The sequence below is a fragment of the Roseburia sp. AF22-2LB genome (assembly GCF_003461125.1).
Taxonomy (GTDB): Bacteria; Bacillota; Clostridia; order Lachnospirales; family Lachnospiraceae; genus Roseburia_C; species Roseburia_C amylophila.
Genome location: NZ_QTWM01000012.1, coordinates 21,838 through 36,284 on the forward strand (window position 1 = coordinate 21,838; position 14,447 = coordinate 36,284).

14 protein-coding genes are annotated in these 14,447 nt (G+C 41.9%); all 14 read left to right on the top strand.

What is annotated here, in order from left to right:
* The first annotated feature begins 16 nt into the window (after positions 1–16).
* The 14 genes from DWX96_RS13300 (at position 17) to rplI (ending at position 14,441) form a co-directional block, all read left to right on the top strand.
* Positions 17–751, top strand: coding sequence for a hypothetical protein (locus tag DWX96_RS13300; RefSeq protein WP_118057745.1), 735 nt, complete (start codon positions 17–19; stop codon positions 749–751).
* A gap of 206 nt (positions 752–957) precedes the next feature.
* On the top strand, positions 958–1,914 hold the full coding sequence (locus tag DWX96_RS13305) for a LacI family DNA-binding transcriptional regulator (RefSeq protein ID WP_118057746.1): 957 nt from the start codon (positions 958–960) through the stop codon (positions 1,912–1,914).
* A 327-nt stretch (positions 1,915–2,241) separates the two neighbouring features.
* Positions 2,242–3,504, top strand: coding sequence for an ABC transporter substrate-binding protein (locus DWX96_RS13310; RefSeq protein ID WP_118057747.1), 1,263 nt, complete (start codon positions 2,242–2,244; stop codon positions 3,502–3,504).
* Between the two features lie 65 nt (positions 3,505–3,569).
* Positions 3,570–4,439 carry a carbohydrate ABC transporter permease gene (locus tag DWX96_RS13315; protein WP_022242549.1) on the top strand — a complete coding sequence of 290 codons (870 nt, stop codon included), beginning with the start codon at positions 3,570–3,572 and terminating at the stop codon, positions 4,437–4,439.
* On the top strand, positions 4,439–5,287 hold the full coding sequence (locus DWX96_RS13320) for a carbohydrate ABC transporter permease (protein WP_022242550.1): 849 nt from the start codon (positions 4,439–4,441) through the stop codon (positions 5,285–5,287). The genes DWX96_RS13315 and DWX96_RS13320 overlap by 1 nt, the downstream gene beginning before the upstream one ends.
* Positions 5,288–5,302: 15 nt before the next feature.
* A complete protein-coding gene (locus tag DWX96_RS13325; RefSeq protein ID WP_118057748.1) occupies positions 5,303–7,612 on the top strand; it encodes a glycoside hydrolase family 65 protein in 2,310 nt (769 codons plus the stop codon).
* A 28-nt stretch (positions 7,613–7,640) separates the two neighbouring features.
* A complete protein-coding gene (locus DWX96_RS13330) occupies positions 7,641–8,456 on the top strand; it encodes an alpha/beta hydrolase (RefSeq protein ID WP_118057749.1) in 816 nt (271 codons plus the stop codon).
* Positions 8,457–8,470: 14 nt separating this feature from the next.
* The gene (pgmB, locus tag DWX96_RS13335; protein ID WP_118057750.1) at positions 8,471–9,112 is read left to right on the top strand and encodes a beta-phosphoglucomutase; all 642 of its coding nucleotides are present in this window, start codon (positions 8,471–8,473) and stop codon (positions 9,110–9,112) included.
* A complete protein-coding gene (locus tag DWX96_RS14670) occupies positions 9,109–9,336 on the top strand; it encodes a hypothetical protein (protein WP_242988808.1) in 228 nt (75 codons plus the stop codon). The genes pgmB and DWX96_RS14670 overlap by 4 nt, the downstream gene beginning before the upstream one ends.
* 17 nt (positions 9,337–9,353) lie before the next feature.
* On the top strand, positions 9,354–9,896 hold the full coding sequence (locus tag DWX96_RS13340; RefSeq protein WP_242988809.1) for a hypothetical protein: 543 nt from the start codon (positions 9,354–9,356) through the stop codon (positions 9,894–9,896).
* 268 nt (positions 9,897–10,164) lie between these two features.
* Positions 10,165–11,565, top strand: coding sequence for an alanine/glycine:cation symporter family protein (locus DWX96_RS13350; protein WP_118057752.1), 1,401 nt, complete (start codon positions 10,165–10,167; stop codon positions 11,563–11,565).
* Between the two features lie 114 nt (positions 11,566–11,679).
* Positions 11,680–11,856, top strand: coding sequence for a hypothetical protein (locus DWX96_RS14310; protein ID WP_158561553.1), 177 nt, complete (start codon positions 11,680–11,682; stop codon positions 11,854–11,856).
* A 90-nt stretch (positions 11,857–11,946) separates the two neighbouring features.
* Complete coding sequence (locus DWX96_RS13360) at positions 11,947–13,998, top strand: DHH family phosphoesterase (RefSeq protein WP_117947274.1); 2,052 nt, start codon at positions 11,947–11,949, stop codon at positions 13,996–13,998.
* Positions 13,995–14,441: a 50S ribosomal protein L9 gene (gene rplI / locus DWX96_RS13365; protein ID WP_117842217.1), complete on the top strand. Its 447-nt coding sequence runs from the start codon at positions 13,995–13,997 to the stop codon at positions 14,439–14,441. The genes DWX96_RS13360 and rplI overlap by 4 nt, the downstream gene beginning before the upstream one ends.
* Positions 14,442–14,447 lie beyond the last annotated feature (6 nt).

Consider the following 14,447-nt stretch of genomic DNA (forward strand, 5'->3'; position numbering starts at 1 on the left):
TGTCGGAGGGGAATGCATGAAAAACCGGGATATGACCATGTATGGAAATTATGTGCATGACCGGAAGGAACAGCTAAAGGACTGGGTAAAATGCTTCTATGGAGACAGTTCCCTTGGAATTGCAGAAATAACTTATGCAGAAGTATGCTATCAGAGAGATGAATGTTTTGAAGCAATTACTACATTAGTTGGAATTATTCCATTTATAGAAAAAGAAGGCGAAATTGCTGTTCTGTTTATTGCTTTGAGCCTTCAGATGCGGATTATGATAGCAACCGGACAGATAGCGGTGGTATATCCGATTCTGGAAGAGATATATCAGAGGCTTCATAAGGAACAGAGTAGATGGCTTTTAGAGAATTTCGGAGCAATGAAAGCCTGGGGACTGTTGTATGATGGTGATGTGGATACAGTAACGGAATGGATGGAAAATGAGGCGCCCAGCGAATTTGGAGAACTGAATATGCTGGATACCTATAAATATATGATAAAGATGCGGGCATATATTCTGGAAGAAAAATATCTGGCAATGCTTTCGCTGGCAGAGTATTTGAGGGAGCCGCTGCGAAAGGGTGACCGCGTCATGGATTTATGTGAAATGAATCTTTTGTGTGCAGTCAGCTATTTCTTAAGTGACCGGAAAGAGTATGCATTTCAGCTTTTGGATGAGCTGCTTCCGATTGTAAAAGAAAGACGATTTGACCGGCTGATAGCAGATGAGCGTTCTAATCAGGAAATTGCTTTCCTGTAAAGTAAAAAACGCTCCGCGAGGATGCGCACTGCGGCGTATAAGGTAGATGTCGCAGGCGACCGCCGCAGGCGCGGGAATGTGCCAAGGCACATTTTTTGTTATAACATTCAGTTGAATTTATATAAAAAATGTGATACGTTTACTGAAGAGGTGTTAAACAAAGGTAATTATTTACTTTGGGAGCAGAAAATAAAGTGAGGAAGCGTATGACAGTAAAAGAAATTGCAAAGCTGGCGAATGTATCACCGGCAACCGTATCCAATGTACTGAATCACCGGAATAATGTGGGGGAAGAGACAAGACAGCGGATCTTAGAGATTTGCAAGGAAAATGGCTATGATATTAACAAGGGGAAAAATAAGAAGCCGGCAGAAGATACCAATACCATTCTTTTTAATTTCAGTGATTATGAGCGTAACTTTTATCTGAAAATCATTCATGGAATCAGCGATTATGTGTATTCCAGAGGATATGATTTAATGATATGTACCAATAAATCCTGTGAAAAATTTATGGACCCGGCATTGACTTGCGGAACCATCATGCTGGATATGAAATGTAAGAATTCCACTTTAATCCAGAAGGCAAATGAAGGTTATCCCATTGTGGCACTGGACCGGATTATGGATGTGCCGAATATTAAGAGCGTGGTAGTCAATAACTATGCGCCAATGGCAGAGCTGGTGCAGGGGCTGGTGGATAAAGGCTATCGCCGCTTTGGATATATTGCAGGAATAGATACGCTGGATAACCAGGAACGTTATCGGGCATTAAAAGATGTATTGCAGAAAAATGGAATTACATTCAGCCGGGAAAATTATTTCTTGGGAGATTATTATGAAAAGAGCGGTTATCAGTCAGCAAGACTGATGCTTTTATCAGATAATATTCCGGAAGTGTTAGTCTGTGCGAATGACAATATGGCAATCGGAGCAATGAAGGCACTGCGGCAGGAAGGTCTTAAGATTCCGGATGATATAGCAGTAACCGGATTCGATGGAACCGAGATGTCAGAACTGATGGGACTTACCACGGTAGATATCCCGGATTATGAGAGAGGCTATCTGGCGGCCCAGTTTCTGCTTCAGAATATTGCGGGAAGCTGCAGTTTTGACACCTTTAAGATTGCCGCGAAGGTTCACTGGAGAAAGACCACACGATAGAAAATAAGATAAAAAATAGGACATGGAAGAATCTTCTGGTACAGAGGGTTCTTCTTTTTTTCGCGAGTAGCGAGAAATTCGCAAAGCGTGTTTCGTGTAGTTTGTGAGAGTAGCGAAAATTTACTATAATAATATTGCTTGTTTTACTAAAAAAAGGTAAATATTTACTAAATTTACTAAAAACAAGTCTTGAAACGGTCGTTTTGCACAACAAAACCATGTAAAAACAGTGAAAAAGGTAGAAAGATAACGAAGAGGATTGACGAATTAGTAAAATTTATGTAAAGTATAGTTATCAAAAACAAAGCAACACAAGGAGGGTACAAAATGAAGAAGAGAAAAATCGTATCATTAGTATTGGCAACAGTTTTAGGTGCTTCCATGGTATTAGGAGGATGCGGTTCTAAGGGAGGATCTGATGCTTCCAATACAGAGGGCGCAAGCGGAGAGAGTAAAGGAAAGATTACCATCTTCCAGCAGAAAACAGAGATTTATGATCAGTTGAAAGAACTTGCTAAAGACTATGAAAAAGAGACCGGTGTAGAAGTAGAAGTCTGGCAGATTTCCGGAGATGATTATTACCAGAACTTAAAGACTTATATGTCAAGTGAATCCGGTCCTACCGTATTTTCACTTTCTTCCAGCACAGAGATTGCGGAAATGTCCGCTTACTTAGAGGATTTAAGTGATTTGAGTTTCTTAGACAAGATTAATGATGACCTTATTGCAAAGAGCGATGATAAGACAGTCGGTGTTCCGATGACAGCAGAAGGCTTCGGACTGGTTTATAACAAAAACTTAATCAGTGAAGACCAGATTAATACAACCGATGCATTGGTTCAGACTATCAAAGATGCAGCAGCCGATGGGGAGACAGGACTTGGACTTTCACAGGAAGCGTACTTCTTAATCGGACAGATTTTAAATACTCCATTCGCATTACAGGATGATCCGGCACAGTTCTGTCAGGATGTATACGATGGAAAGGTAAACATCGCTGACGTAAAAGAGTTCCAGGAACTTGGACAGATTTTCGAAGCAATCAAAGAGAACCAGAAGAATCCACTGGAAGTATCTTATGATGACAACTGTGGTGACTTTGCAACCGGTAAAACAGAAATGATTCATCAGGGTAACTGGTGCTACTCCCTATTTTCATCCTATGATGTAGACTTTGATATGGGAATTGCTCCATTACCAATCGCAGGCAACAAATCCATCGCAGTCGGTATTCCATCTGTATGGTGTGTAAATACAGACGCAAGTGACAGTGACAAACAGTTAGCAAAAGATTTCTTAAACTGGTTATATACAAGTGAAACAGGAGCTGATTACCTTACCAACAAATTTGGATTCATTCCGGTAGTAGATGGTATGGAAGCTGATAACTTAGACCCATTATCACAGGCAGTATCTGATGCAATCGCAGAAGGCAACATCATTCCTTGGACATTCAATGAGGAGTGGCCTGCAGGTATCATCACAACTTACCTGGTACAGAACGCAGAGGAATACTTCTCCTCGGATATGACAACCGATGAATTCTTAAGAGCATTAAATGATTCATTCGTAACAGCAGCAAATGAGTAAACATTAATTGCAGGTGTTGCCTTTGGCAGCACCTGTTCACTTTAGAAAAGGAATGAGGGACAAAGATGAAGATAAAAAAAGGCTGGTATGCATTATTTACCGCTCCATTGATGATTATGTTTTGCATTATAGTAATCATTCCGTTTTTCACGGGAATGGGTTATTCCCTTGTATCCTGGGATGGACTGGCAAAAAGTGAAAAGGTATTTGTAGGATTGTCCAACTATGCAAAGATTTTTTCGGATAAACAATTTCTGACATCATTAGTAAGAACAACATTATTTACATTAATTACTGTAGTAATTGTCAATGTACTGGCACTGGCATTTGCAGTATTGGTAACAACCAAACTGAAGGTGCGTAATGTGGCAAGAACCATGTTATTCTTACCATACCTGATTGGTGGATTGATTTTAGGTTATATCTGGCAGTACGTTCTTGGAGACGCAATGAGTACAATCGGAGATATGACCGGATTAACAAACATATTTTTTAACTGGCTTGTAAATAAGAAAATGGCTTTCTGTGCCATGATTGTAGTATCTACATGGCAGATGGCAGGATATATGATGATTGTATATATCGCAGGATTAGAAGCAATTTCCGATGATGTAATCGAAGCTGCAGAGGTTGACGGGGCAGGCTTCTGGAGAACTTTAATCAACATTAAGCTTCCGCTGATTATGTCATCCATTACAATATGTCTGTTCTTAACATTATCCAACTGTTTCAAGATTTATGATGTAAACGTTTCACTGACAGGCGGTGGACCAAACAACTCAACAGAAATGGTGTCCATGAATATTTTTAATGAAATCTTTACCAAGAGCCATTTCGGATATGGACAGGCAAAAGCAATCGTATTCTTTGTCATCATTGCATTGATTACATTAATTCAGGTTAAGATTACTGGCGATAAGGAGGTGTCAGCATAATGAAGAGAAAACCAGTTGGAAAAATAATCGTAAATATTCTGGTAATATTGTTGTGCTGCGTATGGTTGGTTCCGGTATATATGGTAATCGTAAATGCCTTCAAGAGCCGTGCAGAATTATATGAAAATATCTTCGCCTTTCCAAAACATTTTACACTGGAATATTTCCAGGGCGCTTTAAAGAAAATGGATTTTTTAATGGCATTTAAGAATTCCATCATCGTAACAGTAATTGCAGTAGGAATTATCGTATTACTGAGTGCTATGACAGCGTGGATGTTTGTCCGCTCTAATAATAAATTAAGTAAATTCTTATACGGACTTCTGATTCTTACCATGCTGATTCCGTTCCAGACCATTATGATGCCATTGATGCAGGAAATGAATCAGTTTGGGAAATTCTTCGGTATTCCGTTTAAAGATTCCTTAGGTGGATTAATCTTTATGTATGTAGGCTTTGGCGCCGGCATGGGTGTGTTCTTATTCCATGGATTTATCAAATCCTCCGTTCCGGTATCCTTAGAGGAAGCCGCAATTATTGATGGATGTAATACCTGGCAGCTATTCTGGAGAATTGTATTCCCAATTTTAAAATCCATTACCGTAACTGTAATTATTCTGGATGTTATCTGGATCTGGAACGACTACTTATTACCATCACTGACACTGACCAGTATCAAAAATAAGACCATTCCGCTGGCAATGTCACTGTTCTTTGGACAGTATACCATCGAGTGGAATATGGCAATGGCGGCACTGACATTTACCATTATTCCGGTTATCATTTTCTATCTGCTTTGCCAGAAACATATTATCAAAGGTGTAGCAGCCGGTGCAGTAAAGGGTTAAAGAGAGGGAGCGTATATGAGTAAAATTTATCAGGTAACAGGAATTGGATTAAATGAGAAGAGCCTGCAGCTGCAGGAAACAATTTTTCATAATGCCAATGGCTATATCGGAGTACGCGGCACCCTGGAAGAAGGCGTTCCAGCAGATTTCGACACCATGCGGGGCATGTATATTAATGGCTTTTATGATATTGCACCTATGAAGCAGGCAGAAAAACTTTGCAATCTCGTGGAAGACAAAGAGAGTATGTTAAATGTGGCAGATACCCAGACCATAGAGGTGTCCTTTGACGGGCAGAAATTTTCCATGGCGGATGACGCAGACTGCCGTTATGTAAGAACGCTGGATATGGAAAAAGGAATTACCAGACGTGAAGTAGACTGGAGCAACAAGGAAGGAAAGCAGCTTCATTTTAATATTACAAGAATGGCTTCCTTTGAAGAACGTTCCCTTTTTACCATTGATTATTGCTTCCAGTCCATTGATTTTTCCGGAACAGTAGAAATACATTCCAGACATTTAGGACTGGTCAGAAATTATTTTAATCCAAATGACCCAAGACTGGCAGGGGAAAGCCACAATCATTTGAAAAAAGAAGATGTTCACATATGCGAATCCGGTGCATGTCTCGTAAGTTCTACCATAGAGAGCCATCTTAAGGTGGCAAGTGCAGTGGCAAACATAGTCACTGTTAACCAGAAGCGCCAGCCATCAGAAGTAGTAACCTATGATGAGACCGCACATGCAATGGACGTAAGCTACCGCTTTGATATACGGCCGGGAGATGAAGTAAGAATCATAAAATACAGTATTTTTACAGATTCTATCCGGGAAGAGGATTGCAGAAAAGCCGCAGACGAGAAGCTTTCCAAAGTAGTGGAGCAGGGAATTGCTTCTTATTATAAAAAACAGCAGGAATATTTAAAAGAGTTCTGGAACAACTCTTCCATGGAAATCGTGGGAGACAGAGACTTAAATGAATCCCTCTGCTTTAATATGTATCAGCTTCTGCAGTCAGCCGGTTACGACGGATATTCCAGCATTGCGGCGAAAGGCTTAAGTGGTGAAGGCTACGAAGGACATTATTTCTGGGATACGGAAATGTTTATGGTACCGTATTTTGCCATGACCAATCCGGCAATCGCTAGAAAGCTTTTGGAATACCGCTATAAGACATTGGGAAAAGCCAAAGAAAATGCGGCTTTATTAGGACATAAAAAAGGTGCACTCTATCCATGGCGTACCATTACCGGCAAAGAATGTTCCGGTTATTTCCCATCCGGAACAGCCCAGTATCATATTGATGGAGATATTGCATACGCAGTTATTTTATATTATAAGACCAGCGGTGACTGGGAATTCATCAAGGAAATGGGTTTAAAGATTCTCTTAGAGACCAACCGGCTGTGGCTTGATGTAGGAAACTACTATAAAGACCGCTTTGTAATCAATGATGTAACCGGACCGGATGAATATACCTGTATTGTAAACAACAATTATTATACCAATGCCAGCGCAAAATACAGCATGCAGTGGTTTTTGAAATTTGCAAAACGGCTGGCAGAAGAAAAAGAAGCTTATCAGGAATTTTGTAAAGAAAATGACCTGACAGAGCAGGAAATCGAGGCAATGGAAGAAGCGCAGGAGAAAATGTATCTTCCATATGATGAGACATTTGGAATCAATCCGCAGGACGATTCTTTCTTGGAGAAACCGGTGTGGGATTTAGAGCATACACCACAGGAAGAGTTCCCGCTGTTACTGCATTACCATCCATTGCATTTATACCGCTATCAGGTATGCAAACAGGCAGATACTGTACTGGCACACTATCTCTTCCCGGATTATCAGGACAGAGAAACGGAAGAAAAATCATTCCTGTATTATGAGAAAATTACAACCCATGATTCCTCTCTTTCTACCTGTGTATTCAGTATTATGGCATCCAGACTTGGTCTTAAGGACAAGGCATATTACTATTTTGGCGATTCAGCCAAGATGGATTTATTAAATACACACAAGAATAGCCAAGATGGAATCCATGCAGCCAATATGGGCGGCAGCTATATGGCAATTGTCAATGGATTTGCCGGATTACGGGCAGAAGAAGAGACACTTTTCTTAGCACCATCCATACCGGAAAAGTGGCAGGGATATCATTTCCGTGTCCGTTATCATGGAAGCCTGTTAGAGATATGCGTAAATAAAGAAACCTGCAGTGTAGAACTGTTAGAAGGCGAAGCGGTTTCACTTTGCATCTATGGACAGGAGTATACGGTGGATGCAGGCAGCCGGAAGGCAGAAGTATCTTATCAGGAGAATTAGTAAAGAATAGAAAAAAGAAGGTGAAGTTATGAAATATAACGTAATACCGGTTCAGACGCCAAAGGCGACCGATGCAAAATTGTATACTTATATTTTAGATAATTTTGAAGAGATTGACAGCAATCGTACCCGACCGCTGGTACTTATCTGCCCGGGCGGCGGCTATGAATTTACCTCCGACCGGGAGGCAGAAGCAGTTGCGGTGCAGTATATTGCCAGAGGATTTCATGCCTGTGTTCTGCGTTACAGCGTGGCACCGGCAGAATTTCCACAGTCCTTATGCGAACTGGCATGGAGCGTTGCATATTTAAGAGAACATGCCGGGGAATATGGCATCAAAGAAGATAAGATTATCGTAGCCGGTTTCTCAGCAGGCGGTCATCTGGCAGCAAGCCTTGGTGTGTTCTGGGACAAAGACTGGCTGGCAAGAGAAACAGGACTTACCGCAGAGCAGATGCAGCCAAATGGATTACTGCTTTCTTATCCGGTAATTACATCCGGAACATATGCACATCACGGCAGCATTGAAAACCTGATGGGAACGAAAAAGAGCAAAGAATTAGAAGAGCTTTTAAGTTTGGAGTATCAGGTAGGAAAGCAGGTACCGCCGGTATTTATCTGGCATACTTTAACCGACCAGTCGGTGCCAATCCAGAATACCCTGATGTTTACAGAAGAACTGGTGAAAAACCAGGTTTCTGTAGAAGTTCATATTTTCCCGGAAGGACTTCATGGACTCTCTCTTGCCAATGAAGAAACACAGATTACAGAAAATGGATTCGGCATTCAGAAACGTTGTCAGGACTGGATTACATTAGCTGGAAAATGGGTAGCGGATTTATAAGATTGGAGGACAAGATGAAATTTAAAGGAATTTTATTTGATCTGGATGGAGTACTAGTTCATACGGATAAACTCCATTATCGTGCCTGGAAAAAAATAGCGGATGCCCGTGGAATTTTATTTAATGAAGAGATTAACAACCTGCTGCGGGGTGTAAGCAGAATGGAAAGCCTTGAAATTATTTTAAGAAACTACCATGGACCGGCACTTTCCCAGGAAGAAAAGGAAGCACTGGCAGAAGAAAAAAATAATTACTATAAAGAAGAATTAAAAAGCATGACACCGGATGATGTAACAGGTGAAGTCCGGGAGACCTTAGCTGCATTAAAGGCAGCAGGCATAAAAGTTGCGATTGGTTCTTCCAGCAAGAATACCAAATTTATTTTAAAACAGGTAGGACTGGATGATGTATTTGATGCAGTTTCTGACGGCACCAATATTACAAAATCCAAACCTGATCCGGAAGTATTTTTAAAAGCGGCAGAATACATTGCTCTTGCACCGGAGGATTGTCTGGTGGTTGAGGATGCAGTTGCCGGAATTGAAGCAGCAAAGAACGGTGGAATGAAGGCTGCCGGAATCGGAGATGCCGCTTTCTATGAGAAAACGGATTATCCGATGACAACATTTGCTGATCTTAAGGAAATTGCATTGTGATTTATTATACATATCCGGGTTTCCGGAATAAGGCACTGACCATAAGCTATGATGATGGCTTATGGTCAGATGTGCATTTACTGGAAATATGCAACCGTTATGGAATCCGGGGAACCTTCAACCTGAATTCCGGCTGTATGCAGGAAGAGAGAAGAATTGGAAAAGACAGGATAGCGGAGCTTTATAAGGGGCATGAAGTTGCAACCCATGGCGTGAACATCTGACCATAGCCCGCTGCCCTATGACGGATGTAGTAAAAGAAATATTAAACGACCGCGAGGCATTGGAAGAACTGACCGGAAAAATCGTCTGCGGTCATGCTTATCCGAATGGTTCCTACAGCCATGAAATAAAAACACTTCTTCCCTCCCTTGGCATCCATTATGCCAGAACAGCAACGGACAGCGGAAAATACACGCATCCGCAGGATTTCTATGAATGGAATCCTACCTGTCACCATAACAACAGACTGATCGAACATGCGAAAGAATTTCTTGCCTTTGATCTGCCACAGTTCCAGTATCTTTTCTATGTCTGGGGACACAGCTATGAATTTGACCGGGATAAGAACTGGGATGTGATAGAAGAATTCTGCAAAATGACAGGCGGCAGGGAAGATATCTGGTATGCTACCAATGCAGAGGTCTGCCATTATCTTATGGCAGTAAAAAGCGTATATACCAGCGTGGATGAAAAAATATTATTTAACGGAAGCGGACAGGATATTTATCTTCTCCGCAACGGAGAGAAAATCTGCATTCACCCGGGCTTATATTCTGTTTAAAGTCATGGTAAATTGAGAAAAATTATGCTATAATTCATGCGTTACACTGACTTTACAGGTGGGATGAAGGGGTGGAAAGGAGACATCCGGTGGACAGCAATCGTTATCCATGTCAAAGCAAACGGAAAGACAGTCTGCTACAAGAAAAAAACATTGCTAAGAATCATGGCGTATTTTGTGAAACAAAACCTGATTTTCATAATCTTCTCTCCGGATATGTTTTTCCCCCTCCATCCCACCGGAAAATAAGATAAAAGGGGAACACATAATGTTAGCAATGATTGAATCCATCAACAGTGCAGTGAATAATTTCATCTGGGGCGTTCCAGCCATGATCTGCATTATCGGGGTCGGACTTTATTTGAGTATCCGGACCAACTTTCTACAGATTCGTAAATTCCCATATGCGATGAAAATTACATTAGGGCGGATGCTCAAGAAAAGAGAAGCCTCTGACGGAGCACTGACTCCATTCCAGGCAGTCTGTACGGCACTGGCGGCAACAGTAGGAACCGGAAATGTAGCCGGCGTGGCAGGTGCGATAGCCATTGGTGGACCGGGAGCTGTATTCTGGATGTGGATATCCGCATTGCTGGGAATGTGTACCAAATTCTCGGAAGTAACCCTTGCGGTGCATTTCCGGGAAAGAAATAAAGAGGGCGATTACGTTGGCGGACCAATGTATTACATCCAAAATGGATTAAAGAAACACTGGCACTGGCTGGCATATCTGTTTTCTGCATTTGGTGTGCTGACGGTATTCGGAACCGGTAATGCCACACAGGTCAATACCATTACAACAGCAATTGATTCTGCATTATATAATTATAATCTACTCTCAGAAGATGGAGCAGCAACCTTAAATCTTGTTATCGGAATCGTACTGGCGGTTCTGATTGCACTGATTCTCCTGGGCGGAATCAAGAGAATCGGACAGGTGACAGAGAAACTGGTGCCATTTATGGCAATTATGTATATTCTGCTGGCAGTAGGTGTCGTAGTAGTACATATAGGAAGCATTCCGACCGTATTTTCTTCTATTATACGGGGCGCATTTGACCCGGCAGCCGTAACAGGCGGTGCAGTGGGAAGTTTCTTTATGAGTATGAAAAAAGGAGTATCCCGTGGAATCTTTTCCAATGAAGCAGGACTTGGTACCGGCTCTATTGCACATGCCTGTGCAGACACCAGAAAACCGGTAAAACAGGGCTTCTTTGGAATTTTTGAAGTATTTGTAGATACCATTGTAATCTGTACTTTAACTGCACTTGTCATTCTTTGCAGTGGAGTTCCGGTTGGATATGGTGCGGCAGCAGGCGCAGAACTTACCATCAGTGGATTTACTTCTGTATATGGCGGCTGGGTGTCTATTTTTACTGCAGTTGCCATGTGCTGTTTTGCATTTTCAACGATTATCGGCTGGGGACTTTACGGAACCCGCTGTATAGAATTCCTGTTTGGAAGCAGAGCCAATAAGCCATTTATGCTCCTTTATTCACTGGTTGCCATCGTGGGTGCAACTATGAATCTGGGACTGATGTGGAGTATAGCAGAGACTTTTAACGGACTTATGGTAATCCCGAACCTGATTGCGGTATTCTTATTGTCCGGCGTCGTGGTGAAGATGGTAAAAGATTATTTTGATGGCAAAGAAGAAGTAAGCCAATAAGAAATAAAGAAGCAGTCCGGCGAGGCAGCAGGTTATCTTTCATTAAAAGATGACCGGTTTTATTATATTCTGGTGCCGCTGCTGGAGCAGAAGCGGGCGCAGGTGAAAATCCGGGTGGCAGCAAAACAGGACAGGGCGAATACCAGAGGACAGAAACGCTATCAGAATCTTGATTTCTGGATAAAAATACCACTGAAGTATGCCGGAACTTTCCCGGAAAGCATTGCATTACAGATAGAAAATCTGCTTTGGTCCTACGAAAAATACATTCGTACCGGAACTGAATTGTAAAACAGGAGAAACAATGCTATAATACACTCTGTATATGTATGTGGTCGTAACAATTGTGTAAAAATATCCGCATTTATATAGGAGAAATTTATGAAGAAAAAAATCAAGCTGAAGGGTCATCTGAAAAATTATATGTACTGGCCGCTGATGCTTACTATTTTGCTGGCATGCATGAACGTGCCGATGTATTTTGTAAATGAAGGGGCAGCGTTACTGGTATCCATTTTCCTTGGGATTTATCTCATTGTTGTGGTGATATCTTATAATGTTAATAAACCGGTGCTGGTGAATGAGCTGATTAATTTTGCCACTCAGTACGGAACGGTGCAGAAGAAGCTGCTCAATGAATTCGAAATACCGTATGCACTTTTGGACTATAACGGAAAGGTTCTCTGGGTCAATGAGAAATTTACGGAGATTACAGGAAAGACCAAAAATTTCCATAAATCCATCACCAGCATTTTCCCGGGCATTACCAGAGAGCTGATTCAGCAGGAGCAGTTCGTGGAAGATGTAAATATGGTCTGGCAGGAGCATAATTTCCGTATTGAAATGAGCAAGATTTATTTTGAGGAAATGGCGGAAAACAGCAGCATTGTATCTATTGAAGAGGATGAACAGTATCTGACAGCGCTGTACCTTTTTGATGAGACAGAGCTTTATAATTACATCCGTGAAAATGAAGAACAGAAGCTGGTGGCAGGTCTTGTATACATAGACAACTACGACGAGGCGTTAGACAGTATTGAAGACGTAAAACGTTCACTTTTAGTGGCATTGATTGACCGGAAGGTAAACCAGTATTTTACGAAAATGGATGCACTGGTTCGTAAGATTGAGAAGGACAAATACTTTGTGGTATTCCAGCATAAATATCTTGCGGAGCTGCAGAGCGACCGGTTCAGTCTGATTGAAGATGTTAAGACTGTCAAAGTCGGAAATGAAATGGCGGTGACTTTAAGTATCGGAATCGGTGTCGGCGGTGATACTTATAATCAGAATTATGAATATTCCCGTATGGCAATCGACCTGGCACTGGGCCGGGGCGGCGACCAGGTGGTAGTCAAAGAGGGTGAAAACGTTGTCTACTATGGCGGTAACAGCAAGCAGGTAGAGAAGAACACCCGTGTAAAAGCAAGAGTCAAAGCCCATGCACTGAGGGAGATTATCGAGAGCCGTGAGCATGTTATGATTATGGGACATTCCATTTCCGATACAGATGCTTTTGGTGCGGCAATCGGAATCTACTGCGCCGCAAGAGTATTAGGAAAGAAAGCGCAGATTGTTTTAGACCAGGTAACTTCATCCCTTCGTCCATTGAAGGAAGGTTTTACCACAGAGAAGGGTTATCCACCGGATATGTTTGTTTCCAGTGAACGTGCGCTGGAGCTGACGGATTATAACACACTGGTTATGGTGGTGGATGTAAACCGTCCGAGCCATACGGAGTGTCCGGGCCTTTTGAAGCGGACCGACAGTATCGTAGTATTTGACCATCACCGCCAGAGCAGTGAGGTCATTTCCAATCCGGTACTTTCCTATATTGAGCCGTATGCATCTTCTACCTGTGAAATGGTAGCAGAGGTGCTGCAGTATTTTACAGAAAATATCAAGCTGGCACCCCACGAAGCAGACTGTATTTATGCGGGAATCTTAATCGATACCAGCAACTTTATGACTAAGACCGGTGTCCGTACCTTTGAAGCAGCTGCTTATCTGAAACGTTGCGGAGCGGAAGTAACCCGTGTAAGAAAAATGCTTCGAAATGATATGGATGCCTACAAAGCCAGAGCAGAAGTGGTCCGCCATGCGGAAGTATACCGCGGTGCATTTGCCATTTCCATCTGTCCGGCAGATAAGATTGAAAGCCCTACCATCGTAGGAGCCCAGGCGGCAGATGAGCTGTTAAATATTGTCGGAATCAAAGCGTCCTTTGTATTAACCGAATATCAGGGCAAAATATATGTAAGTTCCCGTTCCATTGATGAAATCAATGTGCAGAAAATCATGGAACGTCTTGGGGGCGGCGGACATCTGAACATGGCGGGCTGCCAGCTTCGTGACTGTACCGTGTCCCAGGCAAAACGCATCATAGAAGACACCATAGACGAAATGCTTGAGGAAGGAGATATAGAAGAATGAAAGTAATTTTATTAGCAGATGTAAAATCCCTTGGAAAAAAAGGTGAGGTAGTAAATGTAAGTGATGCTTACGCAAGAAATCAGTTAATTCCGAAGAAATTGGGAGTTGAGGCAAACAACAAGACCTTAAATGACTTAAAGCTGCAGAACAAACATGCAGATAAGGTTGCAGAAGAGAATTATCAGGCAGCATTAAAGCTGGCAGATGAGATAAAGGATAAGACCGTAGAAGTGAAAATGAAAGCCGGAGAAGGCGGAAGAACCTTTGGTTCTGTATCCACCAAAGAGATTTCCCAGGCAACGCATGATCAGCTGGGTCTTGAGTTAGACAAGAAGAAAATGCAGTTAAAAGAAGCCATCAAATCATTTGGTGTATATGAAGTGCCGGTTAAGGTTCATCCAAAGGTAACTGCAACATTACGTGTAAAAGTAACGGAAGAGTAGATTAGG

Coding starts and splice junctions, on each gene's coding strand:
- DWX96_RS13300 (WP_118057745.1), top strand. CDS start 17: ATGAAAAACCGGGATATGACCATGTATGGAAATTATGTGCATGACCGG.
- DWX96_RS13305 (WP_118057746.1), top strand. CDS start 958: ATGACAGTAAAAGAAATTGCAAAGCTGGCGAATGTATCACCGGCAACC.
- DWX96_RS13310 (WP_118057747.1), top strand. CDS start 2,242: ATGAAGAAGAGAAAAATCGTATCATTAGTATTGGCAACAGTTTTAGGT.
- DWX96_RS13315 (WP_022242549.1), top strand. CDS start 3,570: ATGAAGATAAAAAAAGGCTGGTATGCATTATTTACCGCTCCATTGATG.
- DWX96_RS13320 (WP_022242550.1), top strand. CDS start 4,439: ATGAAGAGAAAACCAGTTGGAAAAATAATCGTAAATATTCTGGTAATA.
- DWX96_RS13325 (WP_118057748.1), top strand. CDS start 5,303: ATGAGTAAAATTTATCAGGTAACAGGAATTGGATTAAATGAGAAGAGC.
- DWX96_RS13330 (WP_118057749.1), top strand. CDS start 7,641: ATGAAATATAACGTAATACCGGTTCAGACGCCAAAGGCGACCGATGCA.
- pgmB (WP_118057750.1), top strand. CDS start 8,471: ATGAAATTTAAAGGAATTTTATTTGATCTGGATGGAGTACTAGTTCAT.
- DWX96_RS13340 (WP_242988809.1), top strand. CDS start 9,354: ATGACGGATGTAGTAAAAGAAATATTAAACGACCGCGAGGCATTGGAA.
- DWX96_RS13350 (WP_118057752.1), top strand. CDS start 10,165: ATGTTAGCAATGATTGAATCCATCAACAGTGCAGTGAATAATTTCATC.
- DWX96_RS13360 (WP_117947274.1), top strand. CDS start 11,947: ATGAAGAAAAAAATCAAGCTGAAGGGTCATCTGAAAAATTATATGTAC.
- rplI (WP_117842217.1), top strand. CDS start 13,995: ATGAAAGTAATTTTATTAGCAGATGTAAAATCCCTTGGAAAAAAAGGT.